General features: G+C 66.4%; 14 protein-coding genes. 13 read left to right on the top strand and 1 reads right to left on the bottom strand.

Annotation, left to right across the window (positions count from 1 at the left end):
* Positions 1 to 2 precede the first annotated feature (2 nt).
* A complete protein-coding gene (locus E3T61_RS02630; RefSeq protein ID WP_420898460.1) occupies positions 3 to 443 on the bottom strand; it encodes a hotdog fold thioesterase in 441 nt (146 codons plus the stop codon).
* Positions 444 to 500: 57 nt separating this feature from the next.
* Between E3T61_RS02630 and polA the strand changes: the two genes are divergently transcribed.
* The 13 genes from polA (at position 501) to tpiA (ending at position 20,229) form a co-directional block, all read left to right on the top strand.
* Positions 501 to 3,185 carry a DNA polymerase I gene (polA, locus tag E3T61_RS02625; RefSeq protein ID WP_134639358.1) on the top strand — a complete coding sequence of 895 codons (2,685 nt, stop codon included), beginning with the start codon at positions 501 to 503 and terminating at the stop codon, positions 3,183 to 3,185.
* Between the two features lie 26 nt (positions 3,186 to 3,211).
* Complete coding sequence (locus tag E3T61_RS02620) at positions 3,212 to 4,888, top strand: DUF885 domain-containing protein (RefSeq protein ID WP_134639357.1); 1,677 nt, start codon at positions 3,212 to 3,214, stop codon at positions 4,886 to 4,888.
* Positions 4,889 to 5,071: 183 nt separating this feature from the next.
* Positions 5,072 to 6,529: a 30S ribosomal protein S1 gene (rpsA, locus tag E3T61_RS02615; protein WP_134454573.1), complete on the top strand. Its 1,458-nt coding sequence runs from the start codon at positions 5,072 to 5,074 to the stop codon at positions 6,527 to 6,529.
* A 145-nt stretch (positions 6,530 to 6,674) separates the two neighbouring features.
* Positions 6,675 to 7,319 (top strand): dephospho-CoA kinase, encoded by a 645-nt coding sequence (gene coaE / locus E3T61_RS02610; protein ID WP_134639356.1) that lies wholly within the window; start codon positions 6,675 to 6,677, stop codon positions 7,317 to 7,319.
* A 9-nt stretch (positions 7,320 to 7,328) separates the two neighbouring features.
* Positions 7,329 to 9,392 (top strand): excinuclease ABC subunit UvrB, encoded by a 2,064-nt coding sequence (uvrB, locus tag E3T61_RS02605; protein ID WP_134639355.1) that lies wholly within the window; start codon positions 7,329 to 7,331, stop codon positions 9,390 to 9,392.
* A 109-nt stretch (positions 9,393 to 9,501) separates the two neighbouring features.
* Positions 9,502 to 12,372 (top strand): excinuclease ABC subunit UvrA, encoded by a 2,871-nt coding sequence (gene uvrA / locus E3T61_RS02600; protein WP_134639354.1) that lies wholly within the window; start codon positions 9,502 to 9,504, stop codon positions 12,370 to 12,372.
* 13 nt (positions 12,373 to 12,385) lie between these two features.
* On the top strand, positions 12,386 to 14,377 hold the full coding sequence (uvrC, locus tag E3T61_RS02595; RefSeq protein WP_134639353.1) for an excinuclease ABC subunit UvrC: 1,992 nt from the start codon (positions 12,386 to 12,388) through the stop codon (positions 14,375 to 14,377).
* 60 nt (positions 14,378 to 14,437) lie between these two features.
* Positions 14,438 to 15,313, top strand: a complete 876-nt coding sequence (gene rapZ, locus E3T61_RS02590) for an RNase adapter RapZ (protein WP_134639352.1) — start codon at positions 14,438 to 14,440, stop codon at positions 15,311 to 15,313.
* A 58-nt stretch (positions 15,314 to 15,371) separates the two neighbouring features.
* On the top strand, positions 15,372 to 16,352 hold the full coding sequence (whiA, locus tag E3T61_RS02585; RefSeq protein ID WP_134639351.1) for a DNA-binding protein WhiA: 981 nt from the start codon (positions 15,372 to 15,374) through the stop codon (positions 16,350 to 16,352).
* 159 nt (positions 16,353 to 16,511) lie between these two features.
* Positions 16,512 to 17,138 (top strand): superoxide dismutase, encoded by a 627-nt coding sequence (locus E3T61_RS02580; protein ID WP_134639350.1) that lies wholly within the window; start codon positions 16,512 to 16,514, stop codon positions 17,136 to 17,138.
* Positions 17,139 to 17,213: 75 nt separating this feature from the next.
* Positions 17,214 to 18,218, top strand: a complete 1,005-nt coding sequence (gene gap / locus E3T61_RS02575) for a type I glyceraldehyde-3-phosphate dehydrogenase (protein ID WP_066595509.1) — start codon at positions 17,214 to 17,216, stop codon at positions 18,216 to 18,218.
* Positions 18,219 to 18,232: 14 nt separating this feature from the next.
* Entirely contained in the window at positions 18,233 to 19,447 is a 1,215-nt protein-coding gene (locus tag E3T61_RS02570) for a phosphoglycerate kinase (RefSeq protein WP_134639349.1), read from the top strand.
* On the top strand, positions 19,438 to 20,229 hold the full coding sequence (tpiA, locus tag E3T61_RS02565) for a triose-phosphate isomerase (RefSeq protein ID WP_134639348.1): 792 nt from the start codon (positions 19,438 to 19,440) through the stop codon (positions 20,227 to 20,229). Before E3T61_RS02570 ends, tpiA begins: the two co-directional genes overlap by 10 nt.
* The last annotated feature ends 87 nt before the right edge of the window (positions 20,230 to 20,316 follow it).

Here is a 20,316-nt window from a genome sequence, read left to right as displayed (position 1 = left end):
AGTCAGGCCCCGGCGGGACGGTCCATGATCAGGTTCGTGATCCGGATGGTGGAGCAACGCCGTCCGCGGTCGTCGGTGACCACGATCTCGTGGGTCGTGAGCGTGCGGCCGAGGTGGATGGGCGTGCACACCGCCGTGACCCACCCGGAGGTCGCGGAGCCGGTGTGGCTGGCGTTGATCTCGATGCCCACCGCGATCTTGCCGGCCCCGGCGTGCAGATTCGCGGACATCGACCCGAGCGACTCACCCATCACCACGTAGGCCCCGCCGTGCAGCAGCATGGCCGGTTGGGTGTTGCCCTCGACGGGCATCCGGGCGACCGCCCTGTCGAGCGAGAACTCGGTGAACTCGATGCCCATCTTGTCGGCGAGGTCACCGGCGCCGCGCGCCTTCGTCCAGGCCAGATAGTCTGTGCCGTTTTCGGGCATGTCGCGTGCGGTCATAACCACCCTCTGAGTCCTGGCTCAGCCACGCCGGGATACGGCTTGTAGGCTGGGTCCGTGTCGGAATCCAAAAAGCCTACCCTGATGATCATCGACGGCCACTCGCTGGCCTACCGGGCATTTCATGCCCTCCCCGTCGACAGCTTCCAGACCAGGGACGGTCAGCACACGAATGCCATCCACGGCTTCCTGTCGATGCTGCTGAGCCTGCTGCGCAACGAGAAGCCCACCCACATCGCGGTGGCCTTCGACATCTCCCGGTACTCGTTCCGTACCAGGGACTACCCCGAGTACAAGGGCACACGCGCCATCACGCCCTCCGAGTTCAAGGGCCAGGTGCCGCTCCTGCAGGAGGCCCTCAAAGCCATGAACATCACCACCCTCACCAAAGACGACTACGAGGCCGACGACATCCTCGCGACCCTGTCCGTGCGCGGCACGGAGGCGGGCTACGACGTGTACGTCGTGTCCGGCGACCGCGACACCATCCAGCTCGTCAACGACACGGTGACGTTGCTCTACCCGGCCAGCCAGGGCGTCTCGGCATTGACCAGGTACGACCCCGCGAAGGTGCGCGAGAAGTACGGCATCGCCCCGGCCCAGTACCCCGACATCGCCGCGCTGGTGGGGGAGACCAGCGACAACCTGATCGGCATCAGCAAGGTCGGCGAGAAGACCGCGGTCAAGTGGCTGGAGCGGTTCGGCAGCCTGGACGCGATCCTCGAACACGCCGACGAGATCACCGGCGTTGTCGGCGCCAACCTGCGCGAGCAGAAGGAGAACGCCATCCGCAACCGCCGGCTCAACCGGCTCGTGACCGATCTCGACCTCCCCGTCGAACTGGAGGACCTGGCCCGCGGCCCCATCGACGAGGACGCCGTGCGCGACGTGTTCGGACGACTGGAATTCCGCACCCTGCTCGACCGGGTGATCAAGATCGAGGCCGGGAACGGCAACGGTGTCGACGCCATTCCGGCTGCCGCCGTTCCCGCCCCCGAGGCTCCCGCCGCGGCCAAGGCACCCGTTGAACGCGAACTGCTCGACGAGGAACTGGCCACCTGGCTGGACCGGGTGACCCGCGCAGGCACGCCGATCTCCGTCACCGTCGAGGTACAGGGCGGCCTGCCCATCGGGTTCGGTCTGGCCACCAGCACCGAGACCGCCACGGTCGCCTGGCAGCCGAACCGGGCCGACTACCGGCCGGTGGAGGACTGGCTCGCCGGCCCCAGCCCCAAGATCATGCACGACGCCAAGCCGCAGGTGAAGGCCCTCACCCGGGCCGGTCTGTCACTGGCCGGACTGGCCGTCGACACTCTCATCGCCGGCTGGCTGCTGCGGCCCGGCGGCCCCGACAAGACCCTCGCCGACCTGGTCAAGCGCTACCTGGACGAGACCCTGCCGGTCGTCGACCCGAACCAGCTGGTGCCGGACGAGACCCAGGCCGGCGGCGTGGCCGTCGATTCCTGGTACACGGTCCGCCTCGCCGCCACCCTGGTCGGCCTGCTCGACAGCGGGTCGCTGAACGTGCTGTCCGACCTCGAGATGCCCACCCTGATGACCCTGGCCGACATGGAGCTCGCCGGCGTCGCCGTGTCCCATGACGAACTCGCGGCCCTGTCCACCCAGCTCGGCGACTCCGCCGCCGAGCTCGCGGCCAGTGCCTACGCCGAAATCGGCCGCGAGGTGAACCTCGGTTCGCCCAAGCAACTGCAGGAGGTGCTCTTCGACCAACTCGGCATGCCGCGCACCCGCGCGAACAAGACCGGGTTCACCACGGATGCCGGCGCCCTGGCCGACCTGCAGGCCAGCAACCCGCACCCGTTCCTCGACCTGCTGCTCAAGCACCGGGACGCCACCAAACTCCGCCAGATCGTGGAGACCCTGGACAAGGCCATCGACGACACCGGCCGCATCCACACCACCTACGTGCAGATCGGCACGGCGACCGGCCGGATCTCCTCCAACGATCCCAACCTGCAGAACATCCCGGTGCGCACCGGGGAAGGCCGCCGCATCCGGGCCGCCTTCCACGCCGGCGCCGACGCTGAATGCCTGCTGACCGCGGACTACTCCCAGATCGAAATGCGCATCATGGCGCACCTGTCCGAGGACGCCGGCCTGATCGAGGCGTTCAACGCGGGGGAGGACCTGCACCGCTTCGTCGGCGCCCGGGTGTTCGGTGTCGCCCCCGAAGACGTCACCGGCGAGATGCGCAACAAGGTCAAGGCCATGTCGTACGGGCTTGCCTACGGGCTGAGCGCCTTCGGCCTGTCCCGCCAGCTCCGGATCGAGTCCCGCGAGGCCAAGCAACTGATCACCGACTACTTCGCCAGGTTCGGCGCCGTGCGGGACTACCTGCGCCGTGTGGTCGAGCAGGCCAAGATGGACGGCTACACCACCACGATCTTCGGGCGCCGCCGGCCGTTCCCCGAGCTGAACAGCCCCAACCGGGTGCTGCGCGACAACGCCGAACGAGCCGCGCTGAACGCGCCCATCCAGGGCTCGGCCGCCGACCTGATGAAGATCGCGATGAACAACATCGCCGTCGACCTGCGCGAGCAGGACCTGGCCAGCCGGATGCTGCTGCAGGTGCACGACGAACTGATCTTCGACGTGGCACCTGGCGAATGGGACGCGTTGAAGACCGTGGTCACCTCCCGCATGGAGTCGGCCGCCGAGCTGCTCGTGCCGCTGGACGTGCAGGTCGGCCGCGGCGCCAACTGGGACGACGCCGCCCACTGATCGGGGGCATGTCCTAGGCTCGGTGCATGACTCTGAACGAACAGCGGACGCCCACTCCCGTCGACCAGATCGCCGAACAGTGGGTCGACACCCTCGTTGAACTTGACCCGACTGTCGGCACCTACATCGGCCGTTCACGGGACGGCTCCGGGTTCGCCGACTACTCACCGGACGGCCACGCCCGGTACATCCAGGCGACCACGGCCGCCATCGGCGCCCTGGACGCCACCGCCCCCGTCGATGCGATCGACGAGGTCACCGTCACGGACCTCCGCAGCACCCTCGCCCTCGACCTCCAGAGCTCGGCGGCGCAGCTGCAGCTGCGTGACCTGAACGTGATCGCGTCGCCGGCCCAGGCCATCCGTGAGGTCTTCGACCTGATGCCCACCGGCACCGTCGCCGACTGGACCAACATCTCCGCCCGGCTGCAGGCCGTGCCCGACGCCGTGACCGGCTACATCGAGACCCTGCGGCTCGGCATCGACCAGGGCGTCACGCCCGCCCGCCGCCAGGTCATCGAGGTGCTCGGCCAGGCCAGGCGCAATGCGGCGAACGACGGCTTCTTCAACCAGTTCGTCGCCGAGGCGGCACTGGAAAACGGTTCGCTGCCGGCCTCCCTGGCCAACGACCTCTCCGCCGGCGCCCGCAAGGCCACCGCCGCATACGCCACACTGGCGGGTTTCCTCGCCGACGACCTCGCTCCGCGCGCCACGGAGCAGGACGCCATCGGCCGGGAACTCTATGCGCTCAGTTCCCGCCGCTTCCTCGGTGCGAGCATCGACCTCGACGAGACCTACGAGTGGGGCATCCAGGAACTCGCGCGCATGGTGGACGAGCAGGAGGCCGTGGCCAGGCAGATCAAACCCGGTGCCACCGTGCTCGAGGCCATCGAATTCCTCGACACCGACCCCGCCCGCAAGCTGCACGGCACCGACGCGCTGCAGCGGTGGATGCAGGAGACCAGCGACCGGGCCGTCGCCGAGCTGGGGGAGACCCAGTTCGACATCCCCGACGAGATCCGCCGCCTCGAGTGCATGATCGCGCCCACTCAGGAGGGCGGTATCTACTACACCGGCCCCACCGACGACTTCTCCCGGCCGGGCCGGATGTGGTGGTCGGTTCCCGTCGGCGTGACCGAGTTCGACACCTGGCGAGAACTCACGACCGTCTACCACGAGGGTGTGCCCGGGCACCACCTGCAGGTGGGCCAGGCGGTGTACAACCGGGCCAAGCTGAACACCTGGCGCCGGCAGCTGGCCGGCACCTCCGGCCATGCCGAGGGCTGGGCGCTGTACGCCGAACGGCTGATGGAGCAGCTCGGCTACCTGGACGACCCGGCCGACCGGCTCGGCATGCTCGACGGTCAGCGGATGCGCGCGGCCAGGGTGGTGCTGGACATCGGTGTGCACCTGGGCAAGAAGGTGCCGGACGGATCACAGACATGGACTGCCGACTACGCCTTCGACTTCCTGGCCAAGAACGTGAACATGAACGAGGGCTTCGTCAAATTCGAGGTCAACCGCTACCTCGGCTGGCCCGGCCAGGCGCCGTCCTACAAGGTCGGCCAGCGCATCTGGGAGCAGCTGCGCGACGAGGCCAAGGCCTCAGAGGGTGCGGCGTTCAACATCAAGGAGTTCCACCGCCGGGCCCTCGACCTCGGCGGGGTCGGCCTCGACACCCTCCGAACGGCGCTGCAGGGCTGACCCGACCGTCTGCCCAAACGGCCGCGATACGCGCAGTCAGACGGGTTGCCCGGGGCACCCGGAAACAGCTAAGCTTTACTGTCACGCCTGTGACGAATTAGCCGCTGCCAGTCGCGGAAATCACCAAGAATCGCACGTCCCTCCCTTCTGGCCCGAATATGTCCATCCTGGAGCAACTACTACATGACAATCGCAACGACCGAACGGGCACCCAAGCAGGTCGCCATCAACGACATCGGATCTGCTGAAGACTTCCTTGCCGCGGTCGAAAAGACTCTGAAATTCTTCAACGACGGAGACCTCATCGAGGGCACCGTTGTGAAGATCGACCGCGACGAGGTTCTCCTCGACGTCGGCTACAAGACCGAGGGTGTCATCCCCTCCCGCGAACTCTCCATCAAGCACGACGTTGACCCTTCCGAGGTTGTCAAGGTCGGCGACCTGGTCGAGGCCCTCGTTCTTCAGAAGGAAGACAAAGAAGGCCGTCTCATCCTGTCCAAGAAGCGCGCTCAGTACGAGCGTGCATGGGGCGACGTTGAGAAGATCAAGGAATCCGATGGTGTTGTCACCGGTTCGGTCATCGAGGTCGTCAAGGGCGGGCTCATCGTCGACATCGGCCTGCGCGGCTTCCTGCCGGCATCGCTCATCGAGCTCCGCCGCGTTCGCGACCTGACCCCGTACCTGGGCCAGGAGATCGAGGCCAAGATCCTCGAACTCGACAAGAACCGCAACAACGTTGTTCTGTCGCGTCGTGCGCTGCTCGAGCAGACCCAGTCTGAGAGCCGCACCACCTTCCTCAACAACCTCCAGAAGGGACAGGTCCGCAAGGGCGTCGTCTCGTCGATCGTCAACTTCGGTGCGTTCGTCGACCTGGGTGGCGTTGACGGTCTGGTTCACGTCTCCGAGCTCAGCTGGAAGCACATCGAGCACGCCAGCGAGGTCGTCGAGGTCGGTCAGGAAGTCACCGTCGAGATCCTCGAGGTCGACCTGGACCGCGAGCGCGTTTCCCTGTCGCTCAAGGCAACGCAGGAAGACCCGTGGCAGGTATTCGCCCGCACCCACGCCATCGGCCAGGTTGCACCGGGTAAGGTCACCAAGCTCGTCCCCTTCGGCGCGTTCGTTCGCGTGGCAGAGGGCATCGAGGGCCTGGTGCACATCTCCGAGCTGTCCGGCAAGCACGTTGAGCTCGCCGAGCAGGTTGTCTCGGTCGGCGACGAGGTGTTCGTCAAGGTCATCGACATCGACCTCGAGCGTCGCCGCATCTCGCTGAGCCTCAAGCAGGCCAACGACGGTGTCGACCCCGAGGGCACCGAGTTCGACCCGGCACTCTACGGAATGCTCACCGAGTACGACGACCAGGGCAACTACAAGTACCCCGAGGGCTTCGACCCGGAGACCAACGAGTGGCGCGAAGGCTTCGAGACCCAGCGCGAGAAGTGGGAGCAGGACTACGCTGCAGCCCAGGCTCGTTGGGAAGCTCACAAGAAGCAGGTCGCATCCGCGAACGACGAGATCATCGCCCCCGGCGACGTCGCGTCCGCCGCTGGCAACTCGTTCACCAGTGAGGCTGCCGGAGCCGGTACCCTCGCTGACGACGAGGCGCTTGCCGCCCTGCGCGAGAAGCTCAGCAGCAACAACTAGCTACACCCGCCCCGCTTCGGCACGGGCAACACCAGGCCGGACCCTTCGGGGTTCGGCCTGGTGTCGTTAACCTGCGCAACCAGCAGATCCGCAGATGAAACGGTGTTCTCACCGCACCCCAAGCCCCACCCGTTAGCATGGAGACGTGTACTTGATTGGGTTGACCGGCGGGATCGCATCGGGGAAAAGCACCGTGGCCAAGCGCTTCGCGGAGCACGGAGCCGTGGTGATCGATGCCGACCAACTTGCGCGAGCCGCCGTCGCCCCCGGCACGGAGGCGCTGGCGCACATCGCCGAGATCTTCGGTCCTGAGGTCATCGCAGCGGACGGCAGCCTCAACCGCGCGCAGCTGGGGTCGATCGTATTCGGAGACGCGACAGCGCTCAGTGTGCTCAACAACGTGGTGCACCCCGCGGTCCGGGCCCTCTCCGCCCAGGCCATCGCCGCGGCCCAACTCGACAACCCGCACGTCGTCATCGTCTACGACGTCCCCCTGCTCGTCGAAGCATCCGTGGGCCACCCGTTCGACCTCATCGTGGTCGTCCACGCCGATGCCGAAACCCGGGTGCGCCGGATGGTGGAGCTGCGCGGGATGGTGGAGGCTGATGCGCGCAAGCGGATCAGCTCCCAGGCCGCGGACGCGGATCGTCTCGCCGTCGCCGACGTCGTCATCGACGCGATGGGGTCCCTGGAGGAGACCATCGCCCAAGTGGACCTGCTGTGGGATCAGAGTGTCAGCTCGCACCACAGCTTCGCGCACTCCGACGCCGGTGTCGGTGGCGCTCCTTAGACTGGAGTAATGGAACCCACCCGCGCCGTTCACCCCTTCGAGGTCGTGAGCGAGTACACGCCCAGCGGCGACCAGCCCGGTGCGATCGCCGAGCTGGCCGGTCGCATCAACGCCGGTGAAACCGACATCGTTCTGCTCGGAGCCACCGGCACCGGCAAGTCCGCCACGACCGCGTGGCTGATCGAACAGGTGCAACGGCCCACCCTGGTGCTCGCACACAACAAGACCCTGGCCGCTCAACTCGTGAACGAGTTCCGCGAACTGATGCCCAACAACGCCGTCGAGTACTTCGTCTCCTACTACGACTACTACCAGCCGGAGGCGTACGTACCCCAGACCGACACCTTCATCGAGAAGGACTCGTCGATCAACGAGGAGGTTGAACGGCTGCGGCACTCCACCACCAACTCCCTGCTCAGCCGGCGCGACGTCATCGTCGTCTCCACGGTCTCCTGCATCTACGGTCTGGGCACCCCGGAAGGCTACCTGGAGGCCATGGTCGCGCTGCAGGTGGGGCAGAAGGTGGACAGAGACTGGCTGATCCGCCGGTTCGTGGCCATGCAGTACCAGCGCAACGACGTCGACTTCTCCCGCGGCCACTTCAGGGTGCGCGGCGACACCATCGAGATCATCCCGATGTACGAAGAGCTCGCCATCCGCATCGAAATGTTCGGCGACGAGATCGAGGCGCTCTACAGCCTGCATCCGCTCACCGGCGACGTCGTGCGCAAGCTCGACGCCGTCTCGGTCTTCCCCGGCTCCCACTACGTGGCCTCGACCGACGTGATGCAGCGGGCCATGGTGACCATCCAGGAGGAATTGGCCGAGCGGCTCGGCCAGCTCGAACGCGAGGGCAAGCTCCTCGAAGCACAGCGCCTGCGGATGCGCACCACCTTCGACCTGGAGATGATGGAGCAGATCGGCTTCTGCTCCGGCATCGAGAACTACTCCAGGCACATCGACGGACGAAGCGCCGGCGAGCCCGGACACTGTCTGCTGGACTACTTCCCCGACGACTTCCTCGTGGTCATCGACGAGTCCCACGTGACGGTTCCGCAGATCGGCGCCATGTACGAGGGGGACTCCTCGCGGAAGCGCACCCTCGTCGAGCACGGTTTCCGGCTGCCCAGCGCGTTGGACAACCGCCCGCTCAAGTGGAACGAGTTCAAGGGCCGCGTCGGCCAGACGGTGTATCTGTCGGCCACGCCGGGCAAGTACGAAATGGGCATCGCCGACGGCGTCGTCGAACAGATCATCCGCCCCACCGGCCTGGTCGACCCGCAGATCGTCGTGAAGCCCTCCGCGGGCCAGATCGACGACCTCCTCGAGCAGATCCGGCTGCGGGTCGAACTGAACGAACGGGTGCTGGTCACCACCCTGACGAAGAAGATGGCCGAGGAACTCACCGACTTCCTCACCGAGGCGGGTGTCCGGGTGCGCTACCTGCACTCGGACGTCGACACCCTGCGCCGCGTCGAACTGCTCACCGAACTCCGGCAGGGACTGTACGACGTACTGGTGGGCATCAACCTGCTCCGGGAGGGCCTTGACCTGCCCGAGGTGTCCCTGGTCGCCATCCTCGACGCCGACAAGGAGGGCTTCCTGCGGTCGTCGACGTCCCTGATCCAGACCATCGGCCGTGCCGCCCGCAACGTGTCCGGTGAGGTGCACATGTACGCCGACCGGATCACCGACTCGATGGCCAGGGCCATCGACGAGACCGACCGGCGGCGGGAGAAGCAGGTGGAGTACAACACCCTGCACGGCATCGATCCCACCCCGCTGCGGAAACGCATCGCCGACATCACCGATGTCCTCGCCCGCGAGGAGGCCGACACCGCCGAGCTGCTCGCCGGCCGGGACGCCCGTCGGCGCAGCCCCACCCCGTCGATCCGGAAGGGCCTGGCCGCCAACGGCGCAAACGACCTCGAATCGATCATCGCCGACCTCAACGCGCAGATGCTCGAAGCCGCCGGCGAACTCAAATTCGAGCTGGCCGGCCGACTGCGCGACGAGGTGTCCGAACTCAAACGGGAGTTACGCCAGATGGAGAAAGCCGGCCACCTGGCCTAGGCGTACCCACGGGGCCGCCGCCGACCTGGCTGCGGCCCCGCGTTCGCTGTCGGCGCCCGCCAGAGGCCACCCGTGGCACTGGAGTGTCGGTGGCACTGCATAGACTCGAATGGTGTCAATTTCAGAGGTAGAGCACGGCTCTCAACTCAGCGTCCGTGGTGCTCGCGTGCATAACCTGCACAACGTCAACCTGGACATCCCGCGCGATTCGCTCGTGGTGTTCACTGGTCTATCCGGGTCGGGCAAGTCATCGCTCGCCTTCGATACCATCTTCGCCGAGGGCCAGCGGCGCTACGTCGAGTCCCTGTCGGCATACGCCCGCCAGTTCCTCGGCCAGGTCGACCGTCCCGACGTCGACTTCATCGAGGGTTTGAGCCCCGCAGTGTCGATCGACCAGAAGTCCACCAACCGCAACCCGCGGTCGACGGTGGGCACCATCACCGAGATCTACGACTACATGCGCCTGCTCTGGGCCCGCATCGGCGTGCCGCACTGCGCGATCTGCGGCGAGATCATCCAGTCGCAGACCGTGCAGCAGATCGCCGACCAGCTGATGGAAATGGAGACCGGAGTCCGGTACCAGATCCTCAGCCCGATCGTCTCGCAGAAGAAGGGCGAGTTCGTCGACCTGTTCAAGGAACTCGCCGCATCCGGCTACTCCCGCGCCATGGTCGACGGCACCCAGATCCAGCTGAACGAACCGCCGATCCTGAAGAAGCAGGTCAAGCACGACATCTCCGTCGTCGTCGACCGTCTGGTCGCCGGTCCGGATCTGCTCAGCCGCCTCACCGACTCCCTGGAGACGGCGCTCAAGCTCACCGACGGCCTCGTCCAGGTCAACTACGTCGACCTCACCGGTGACGACGCCTGGCAGAGCTACTCCGAGAAGCTCTCCTGCCCGAACAACCACCCCGTGCAGCTGACCGAGATCGAACCGCGCACGTTCTCCTTCAACGCGCCGTTCGGCGCCTGCCCCGAGTGCTCCGGCCTCGGCACGCGCATGTCGGTCGACGAGGACCTGCTGCTCGGCGATCCCGACCTCAGTATCGCCGAGGGCGTCGTGCTGCCCTGGACCACCCAGGGCAAGGGCCTCTTCCAGTACTACGAGAAGCTGCTGGACGGCCTCGCCCGCGACCTCAAGTTCAAGCTCACCACGCCGTGGAAGAAACTCAGCGAAGAGGTGCGCACCGCGGTCATGCGGGGCGACAACTTCGAGGTCAAGGTCAAGTGGAAGAACCGCTACGGCCGGGAGATGAGCTACACCTCCGGCTTCGAGGGAGTGGTGCCCTACATCGAGCGCCAGTTCCTGCAGGCCGAGACGGATTCCCAGCGGCAGCGCTGGGGAGAATACCTGCGCGAGGTGGACTGCCCCGTCTGCGACGGCACCAGGCTCAAGCCCGAGGTGCTCGCCGTTCTGGTGCACGAGAAGAGCATCGCCGACATCTGCCGGCTGAGCCTCACGGATGCCCGCCAGTTCATGGACAAGCTCGACCTGACCGAGCGTGAGAAGACCATCGCCGCCCAGGTGCTGCGCGAGATCAAGGTGCGCCTGGACTTCCTGCTCCAGGTCGGCCTGAACTACCTCAGCCTGGCCCGCGCGGCCGGCACCCTGTCCGGCGGCGAGGCCCAGCGCATCCGCCTGGCCACCCAGATCGGCTCGGGGCTCACCGGGGTGCTCTACGTGCTCGACGAGCCCAGCATCGGCCTGCACCAGCGCGACAACCGGCGCCTCATCCAGACCCTCGTTGCCCTCCGCGACCTGGGCAACACCCTCATCGTCGTCGAACACGACGAGGACACCATCAAGACCGCGGACTGGGTGGTCGACATCGGACCCGGCGCCGGCGTCAACGGCGGCCACGTCGTGCACTCGGGCTCCTACGCCGACCTGCTCACCAACACCGACTCGCTCACCAGCGACTACCTCTCGGGCCGCAAGTCGATCGCCACGCCGACGACACGGCGGGCGCTCGACCCCGAACGGGAGATCACCGTTGTCGGCGCCGAGGCGAACAACCTCAAGAAGGTCACCGTCAAGTTCCCGCTCGGCGTGTTCACCGCCGTCACGGGTGTGAGCGGATCCGGCAAGTCCTCCCTGGTCAACGACGTGCTCTACCGGGTCCTGGCCAACCGGCTCAACGGCGCCCGGAAGCTGCCAGGCCGGCACACCAAGGTCACCGGCCTCGACCAGCTCGACAAGGTCATCCACGTCGACCAGGCGCCGATCGGCCGCACGCCGCGCTCGAACCCGGCCACCTACACCGGGGTGTTCGACAAGATCCGCACCCTGTTCGCCGAGACCATGGAGGCGAAGGCACGTGGCTACCTGCCCGGCCGGTTCAGCTTCAACGTCAAGGGCGGCCGCTGCGAAGCCTGCTCCGGCGACGGCACCATCAAGATCGAGATGAACTTCCTGCCCGACGTGTACGTGGCCTGCGAGGTCTGCGGGGGAGCGCGGTACAACCGCGACACCCTCACCGTGCACTACAAGGGCAAGAACATCGCCGAGGTGCTCGACATGCCGATCAGCGAGGCCGCCGAGTTCTTCGAACCCATCTCGTCCATCCACCGGTTCCTGAAGACCCTCGTCGAGGTGGGACTCGGCTACGTGCGCCTGGGCCAGAGCGCCACGACGCTCTCCGGCGGAGAAGCCCAGCGGGTGAAATTGGCCACCGAACTGCAGCGCCGCTCCAACGGCCGGAGCGTCTACGTGCTCGACGAGCCGACCACCGGCCTGCACTTCGAAGACGTGCGCAAGCTCCTGCTGGTGCTCAACAGCCTCGTCGACAAGGGCAACACTGTCATCGTGATCGAGCACAACCTCGACGTGATCAAGTCCGCCGACTGGGTCATCGATCTGGGGCCCGAGGGCGGCTCAGGCGGCGGCAAGGTACTCGCCACCGGCACGCCGGAGCACGTCGCATCCGTGAAGAAGAGTCACACCGGTACGTTCCTGAAGGAGGTCCTCGCCGCGCGGTAGGCCGAGGAAGAACATGTCTGATGCGTTGAGCTATCGCCCCAAGCCGGGGGAGATCCCCACCGAACCGGGTGTGTACAGGTTTCGTGACGCCTCCCGCCGGGTGCTCTACGTGGGCAAGGCCAAGAACCTCCGCGCCCGGCTGAGCAATTACTTCGCCCCGCTGAGCAGCCTGCACGAGCGCACCCGGCGGATGGTGACGACGGCGACCAGCGTCGAATGGACGACGGTCGGCACCGAGGTCGAGGCGCTGCAGCTGGAGTGGACCTGGATCAACGAGTTCGACCCGCCGTTCAATGTGCAGTTCAAGGACGACAAGTCCTACCCGTACCTCGCCGTGACCCTGGCGGATGAGGCACCCCGGGCCCTGGTGACCCGCACCACCGGCATCAAGGGCGCCCGCTACTTCGGCCCGTACCCCAAGGTCTGGGCGGTGCACGAGACCATCGACCTGATGCTCAAGGCCTTCCCGATCCGCACGTGCAACAACGCCAACTACAAGCGCGCCATGCAATCAGGTAAACCCTGCTTCGCCGGCCAGATCGGCCGGTGCTTCGGACCGTGCTCGGGCAAGGTCGGCATCGAGGAGCACCGCAAGACCGTCAACGAGTTCGTGAGCTTCATGGGCAGTCAGGACCGCAAGCTCATCAACAGCCTCACCGCCCAGATGAAGGAGGCTGCGCTCGCCCAAGACTACGAGACCGCCGCCAGGCGCCGCGACCAAGTGAAGGCGCTCAACGCCGTGCTGGAGAAGAGCGCGGTGGTGCTGCGGGACAACGTGGACATCGACCTGTTCGCGATCGAACAGGACGAGCTCGCCGCGGCCGTTCAGCTGTTCATCGTGCGCGGCGGCCGTATCCGCGGTGTGCGCGGCTGGGTCGTCGACAAGGAACTCGACCTGAGCATCAGCGAATTGATCGACTCGATCATGCAGACCGCGTACACCGGCGACGCCGTGCCGCCCCGGGAGATCGTTTTGCCCGAGCTCCCGGACGACGCCGATGCCCTCGAGGGCTGGCTTGGGGAGATCGCACATCGCAAGGTGCGGCTCGTCGCCGCCCAGCGCGGGGAGAAGGCTGCGCTGCTGGTCACGGCCACGCAGAACGCCAAGCAGGCGCTGATGCTGTACAAGACCCGGCGCAGCTCCGACTTCGTGGCCAGGTCGAAAGCGCTGGAGGACCTCCAGGAGGCGCTGGGCATGGACTCCGCGCCGCTCCGGATGGAGTGTTACGACGTGTCCCACCTCGGCGGAACCAACATCGTCGCGTCGATGGTGGTCTTCGAAGACGGGCTGCCCCGGAAAGACGAGTACCGCCGCTTCGGTGTGCCGGAGTCCACCGACGACACCGACTCCCTGTACCGGGTGCTCACCAGGCGGCTGGCGTACCTCGCACCGGATGACGCCACTCCGGAGGCGCTGCCCACAGGCGGCGTGATCGCGGTCGACCAACCAGCCGATCCGGTTGACCCGAAGCCAGCCGACCTCATGGTCACCGTGGAGTCGGTCCCCGACGCCCCGGCCGGCACCATCGATATCGCCGATTCTGCCGAAGTCAGCGCGAAGCGGAAGAAGTTCCGCTACCAACCGAACCTGCTCATCGTGGACGGCGGCCAACCCCAGGTCGCCGCCGCCGCCAGGGCGCTGCGTGAGTCCGGCGTCGAGGGGATCACTCTCTGCGGTATCGCCAAACGCCTGGAGGAGATCTGGCTGCCCGATTCGGACTACCCGGTGATCCTTCCCCGCAACAGCGACGCTCTGTTCCTGATCCAGCGCATCCGCGACGAAGCGCACCGATTCGCCATCACGCACCAGCGTGCCCGGCGCAAACGGGACATCAACACGGTCCTGGGTGAGATACCGGGTTTGGGCCCGTCCCGCATCAAGGTGCTGCTGACCCACTTCGGGTCCGTCGCCCGGCTCAGGGAGGCCTCCGTCGACTCGATCGCCGAGATCCGCGGCATCGGACCTGCCCTCGCCGAGGGCATCCACCGGCACCTGCGCGCCTGAACCCGCGCCCCGGTCGGTAGGCTGGACATTCACCAACTTCGACCGAAGGCGCAATCCAGCATGAGTACCGAGACCGAGAAGCAGGAGATGCTCATCGTTACGGGCATGTCCGGCGCCGGACGGTCCACCGTGGCGAATGCCCTGGAAGACCTCGGCTGGTACGTCGTGGACAACCTGCCGCCGCAGATGCTCCGCCCTCTGGTCGAACTCGTGGGACGGGCCGGCACCAGCCTGCCCAAGATCGCGGCCGTCGTCGACATCCGCGGCCGGGACTTCTTCGGCGACTTCCAGGAACTCGTCCAGGCCTTGCGCAGTGGCACCCAGGTTCGCGTGATCTTCCTCGAAGCGCGTGACGACGTGCTCGTGCGCCGTTTCGAAGCCGTCAGGCGCCCGCACCCGCTGCAGGGCGAGGGCACGATCCTCGACGGTATCTCCGCCGAACGCACCCGGTTGGCGGTGGTGCGGGAATCCTGCGACATCGTCATCGACACGTCAGACCTCAACATCCACCAGCTCGCCACCACGATCACCGAACGGTTCGCCGCGGAGAACGCGGCCGGGCTGCACCTGACCGTGATGAGCTTCGGGTTCAAGTACGGACTTCCCACCGACGTCGACATGGTCGCCGACGCCCGGTTCCTGCCCAACCCGTTCTGGGTTCCCGAGCTCCGGCCGCATACCGGTCTTGACCCCGAGGTCAGCGAGTATGTTCTGGGCCAGGAGGGGGCACGGGAGTTCATCAACGCCTACGCCGCCGCCGTCGGTCCGGTGCTCGCCGGGTACCAGCGCGAGAACAAGCGTCATGCCACCATTGCCATCGGCTGCACCGGCGGCAAGCACCGTTCGGTAGCGATGGCCAGGGAACTGGCCGGCCTGCTCCAAGAATTTCCCGGCGTCGCAGTGAGCCTCAAGCACCGCGACCTCGGACGAGAATAACAACAGGACCTGCCGTCCACCGTGACGGCCGGCCTCGAACAACAGAATGGAATGACGATTGGCACTCACCATCGACGTCAAAGATGAACTAGCCCGCGTCGAGGTTTCGAAGACCACGGTTCGCGCGGCCGAACTGGCGACGATCCTGCGGTTCTCCGGCGGTCTGCACATGATCTCCGGACGGATCGCCATCGAGTCGGAACTCGATACCCCCCTGCTGGCCCGCCGGGTGCGCAAGGACCTCGCCGAACTGTACGGCGTCCGCAGCGACGTGTCCGTGATCACGGCCTCCGGGCTCCGCCGCACCAACCACTACCTCGTGCGGGTTCTCGATGGCGGCGAAACGCTGGCCAGGCAGACGGGCCTGCTCGACGCCAGGCGGCGTCCCATCCGCGGCCTGCCCAACCGCCTGACCACCGGGTCCAAGGAAGAGATCGCCGCCGTCTGGCGAGGTGCGTTCCTCGCCGCCGGCTCGCTGACCGACCCGGGTCGCTCCGCGGCCCTCGAAGTCGTCTGCCCCGGGAACGAAGCCGCCATGGCCATCGTCGGTGCCGCCGGCCGGCTGGGCATCGTGGCGAAAGCCCGCGAGGTACGCGGCGTCCACCGGGTTGTCATCCGTGACGGCGACGCCATCGGCCAGATGCTGGTGCAGATGGGTGCCGCGGAGACCGTGCTCAACTGGGAGGCGCTGCGCCAACGCCGCGAGGTCAGGGCAACCGCCAACCGGCTGGTCAACTTCGACGACGCGAACCTGCGCCGCTCCGCTCAGGCCGCCGTCGCAGCCTGCGCGCGCGTCGACCGGGCGATGGAGATCCTCGGCGACGACATCCCCGAACACCTCCGCTACGCGGGGGAGCTGCGCCTGTCCTTCCGGGACTCCAGCCTCGACGAGCTCGGCCATCACGCCGATCCGCCCATGACCAAGGACGCCGTCGCCGGGCGGATTCGCCGCCTCCTGGCCATGGCCGACAAGAAGGCCGTCGACCTGGGGATCCCCGGCACCGACGCGAACCTGCCGGCTGATCTCGACGACGTCTGAGACCCCGCCGGCGGCTCGTCCGGCCCTGCGCGGGCGGCCCCCACAGGGGGGAAGAGGGGACTAACGTCCCCTATTCACCTGAGTAGACTAAAAAGGTCACTTACAGTGCAGATGACGAGAGAAATCCCGCCGCTGCCACACAATGAGGAGATACGAGCTATGGCCGAATACACCCTGCCTGAACTGGCTTACGACTACTCTGCGCTCGCGCCGAGTATCAGCGGCACCATCATGGAACTCCACCACAGCAAGCACCACCAGGCCTACGTGACCGGCGCCAACACCGCCATCGCCCAGCTGGCGGAGGCTCGCGACTCAGGCAGTCTCGGCTACGTCAACAAGCTCGAAAAAGACCTCGCGTTCAACCTCGGCGGTCACGTCAACCACTCAATCTTCTGGACCAACATGTCGCCGAACGGCGGCGACAAGCCCGTAGGTGAACTCGCCAGCGCGATCGACGACTTCTTCGGGTCCTTCGACAAGTTCCAGGCCCACTTCGCTGCGACAGCGATGGGCGTACAGGGGTCCGGATGGTCGGTCCTCGCCTGGGATTCGATCGGACAGCGCCTGATCATCCAGCAGTTCTTCGACCAGCAGGCCAACTTCGCGGCCGGCACCGTCCCGGTCCTGATGCTCGATGTTTGGGAGCACGCGTACTACCTCGACTATCAGAACGTGCGCGCCGACTATGTCAAGGCGTTCTGGAACATCGTCGACTGGGAGAACGTCCAGGCGCGCTTCGTCGCCGCCAGGGAGAAGACCAACGGTCTTCTGCTGCTCTCCTAGCGCCACCACACACACTTTCAGTTTTTTCCTTCCCACCACCCGGCGCCACACGCGTCATCAATAACAGGAGTCATTTTGTCTGTAAAGATTGGCATTAACGGATTTGGCCGCATTGGCCGCAACTACCTGCGCGCCGCACTGGCCCAGGGCAGCGACATCGAGATCGTCGCCGTCAACGACCTCACCGACACCAAGACGCTGGCCCACCTCCTCAAATACGACTCCATCACGGGCCGTCTGGACGCCACCGTCTCCGTCGAGGGCGACTCCATCCTCGTCAACGGCAAGCCGATCAAGGTTCTCGCCGAGCGCGACCCGGCCAACCTCCCCTGGGGCGCCCTGGGCGTCGACATCGTGATCGAGTCGACCGGTCGCTTCACCAAGGCCGACGATGCGCGCAAGCACATCACCGCCGGTGCCAAGAAGGTCATCGTCTCCGCTCCCGCCACCGGCGACGTTGCGACGATCGTCATGGGCGTCAACGAGGAGACCTACGACTCCGCGAAGTTCGACATCATCTCCAACGCCTCCTGCACCACGAACTGCCTCGCACCGCTGGCCAAGGTCTTCAACGACAACTTCGGCATCAAGAGCGGCCTGATGACCACCATCCACGCGTACACCGCAGACCAGAACCTGCAGGATGGCCCGCACAGCGACCTGCGTCGCGCCCGCGCCGCCGCCGTCAACATCATCCCGACCTCGACCGGTGCCGCCAAGGCCCTGGGCATCGTCCTCCCCGAGCTCGCCGGCAAGCTTGACGGCTTCGCCCTGCGCGTACCCGTGCCCACCGGCTCCATCACCGACCTCACCGTCGTCGCCGAGAAGCCGGTCACGGTCGAGGCCATCAAGGCCGCCTACAAGGCAGCAGCAGAGGGCCCCCTCAAGGGCATCCTGATGTACACCGAGGATGAGATCGTCTCCAGCGACATCGTCACCGACCCGCACTCCTCGATCTTCGACGCCGGCCTGCTGCGCGTCCTGGGCGACCAGGTCAAGCTGTCCTCCTGGTACGACAACGAGTGGGGCTACTCCAACCGCATGGTTGACCTCACCGAGTTCGTCGCCGAGCGTCTCTAACTAGGGGACACGCAGTGACGCTTCGCACTATCGAATCGCTGGGATCGCTCCACGGCAAGCGCGTCATCGTTCGGTGTGATCTGAACGTTCCGTTGAAAGACGGCCAGATCACCGACGATGGCCGCGTGCGGGCGTCCCTGCCCACCCTCAAGGCCTTGGTCGAACAGGGCGCCCGTCTGGTGATCGTTTCTCACCTCGGGCGCCCCGACGGCCAGGTCAACCTCAAGTACAGCCTCGCGCCGGTTGCGGCACGCCTGGCTGAACTGATCGGTTCCCCGGTTGCCTTCGCCGCCGACACCGTCGGCGAATCCGCCCAGGCCGCCGTCGCGGCCCTGACGGATGGCGACATCGTCGTGCTGGAGAACCTCCGCTTCAACGCGGGGGAGACCAGCAAGGTCGAAGCCGAGCGGGTGGCTTTCGCCACCGAGCTCGCGACCCTCGGCGACGCCCTCGTCTCCGACGGCTTCGGTGTCGTCCACCGCAAGCAGGCCAGCGTCTTCGACCTGGCCCAGATCCTGCCGAGCGCGGCCGGTCTGCTCATCGCCACGGAGCTCGACGTGCTCGACCGCCTCACCGAGAAGCCCGAGGCGCCGTACACGGTGATCCTCGGCGGCTCGAAGGTGTCGGACAAGCTCGGCGTGATCGGACACCTGCTTCCGCGGGTGAACTCGCTCCTGATCGGCGGCGGCATGCTGTTCACCTTCCTCGCGGCCCAGGGCCACAAGGTCGGCGCCAGCTTGCTCGAGGTCGACCAGATCGAGACCGTACGCGGTTACCTCGCCGAGGCCGACCGGCTCGGCGTGAAGATCGTCCTGCCGACCGACATCGTGGTTGCCTCCAAGTTCGGTTCCGACGCGGAGTACGTCACGACGCCGGCCGATCAGATCGAGGACACCCCGTTCGGCGCTGCCGGACTGGGCCTGGACATCGGACCGGACACCGCAGCCGCATTCGCTGCCGTCATCCGCGAGTCCAAGACCGTGTTCTGGAATGGCCCGATGGGCGTGTTCGAACTGGCACCGTTCGCTGACGGCACCCGCACGGTTGCCGCCGCACTCACCGAGGTCAATGGGCTCAGCGTCGTCGGCGGAGGAGACTCCGCCGCCGCAGTGCGCATCCTTGGTTTCAATGATGACCAGTTCGGTCATATTTCTACCGGCGGTGGCGCCAGCCTCGAGTTCCTCGAGGGTAAGCGACTGCCAGGACTGGAGGTCCTCGGATGGCAGTAAACACGCGTGTTCCCCTGATTGCAGGCAACTGGAAGATGAACCTGGACCACCTCCAGGCCATCGCCTTCGTGCAGAAGCTGGCCTGGAGCCTCAAGGACGCCGGCCACGACTTCACCTCCACCGAGGTCGCCGTGTTCCCGCCCTTCACCGACCTGCGCAGCGTCCAGACGCTCGTGACGGCCGACAAGCTGCCGCTGGCCTACGGCGGGCAGGATGTCTCCACGCAGGAGTCCGGCGCGTACACCGGTGAGATTTCGGCCGCGTTCCTGGCCGCCCTCGAATGCCAGTACGTCCTCATCGGTCACTCCGAGCGACGTACCCTGCACAACGAGACCGACGAGGTTGTCGCCGCCAAGGTGACCGCCGCGTTGAAGCACAACCTGGTTCCGATCATCTGCGTCGGCGAAACCGCCGCGGACCTGGAACTGCACGGCCCCAGCGCCGTCCCGGTCGCTCAGCTGAAGGCCGCGCTGGCCGGAGTCGAGAACGCAGCGGACATCGTCGTGGCGTACGAGCCGGTCTGGGCCATCGGCTCCGGCCAGGCGGCGACGCCCGACCAGGCCGAGCAGGTCGCGGCCCAGCTGCGACTGACCCTGGCCGAGGTTCTGGGCCAGGATGTCGCCGACAAGACCCGGATCCTCTACGGAGGTTCGGTCAAGGGCGTCAACATCGCCGGTTTCATGAAGGAGCCGAACGTTGACGGAGCATTGGTGGGAGGCGCGAGCCTGGACATCACCGAGTTCTCCAGCATCGTCCGCTTCCAGAAGCACGTCGGACTGTAGCGAGTACCCGTCGTACCCCTTGCGGGGGGTGCGGCGGGTTTCGTTTGCCGTCAGGCTATAATTGCCAGTGGTCTTGGTGGAGCTCTA

It is taken from the genome of Cryobacterium lactosi, from assembly GCF_004403945.1.
Classification (GTDB): domain Bacteria; phylum Actinomycetota; class Actinomycetes; order Actinomycetales; family Microbacteriaceae; genus Cryobacterium; species Cryobacterium lactosi.
The sequence above is the reverse complement of the archived record's forward strand: the minus strand, read 5'-3'. Positions and strand labels throughout refer to the sequence as shown.

Coding starts and splice junctions, on each gene's coding strand:
- E3T61_RS02630 (WP_420898460.1), bottom strand. CDS start 443: ATGACCGCACGCGACATGCCCGAAAACGGCACAGACTATCTGGCCTGG.
- E3T61_RS02620 (WP_134639357.1), top strand. CDS start 3,212: ATGACTCTGAACGAACAGCGGACGCCCACTCCCGTCGACCAGATCGCC.
- rpsA (WP_134454573.1), top strand. CDS start 5,072: ATGACAATCGCAACGACCGAACGGGCACCCAAGCAGGTCGCCATCAAC.
- uvrB (WP_134639355.1), top strand. CDS start 7,329: ATGGAACCCACCCGCGCCGTTCACCCCTTCGAGGTCGTGAGCGAGTAC.
- uvrA (WP_134639354.1), top strand. CDS start 9,502: ATGGTGTCAATTTCAGAGGTAGAGCACGGCTCTCAACTCAGCGTCCGT.
- uvrC (WP_134639353.1), top strand. CDS start 12,386: ATGTCTGATGCGTTGAGCTATCGCCCCAAGCCGGGGGAGATCCCCACC.
- rapZ (WP_134639352.1), top strand. CDS start 14,438: ATGAGTACCGAGACCGAGAAGCAGGAGATGCTCATCGTTACGGGCATG.
- E3T61_RS02580 (WP_134639350.1), top strand. CDS start 16,512: ATGGCCGAATACACCCTGCCTGAACTGGCTTACGACTACTCTGCGCTC.
- tpiA (WP_134639348.1), top strand. CDS start 19,438: ATGGCAGTAAACACGCGTGTTCCCCTGATTGCAGGCAACTGGAAGATG.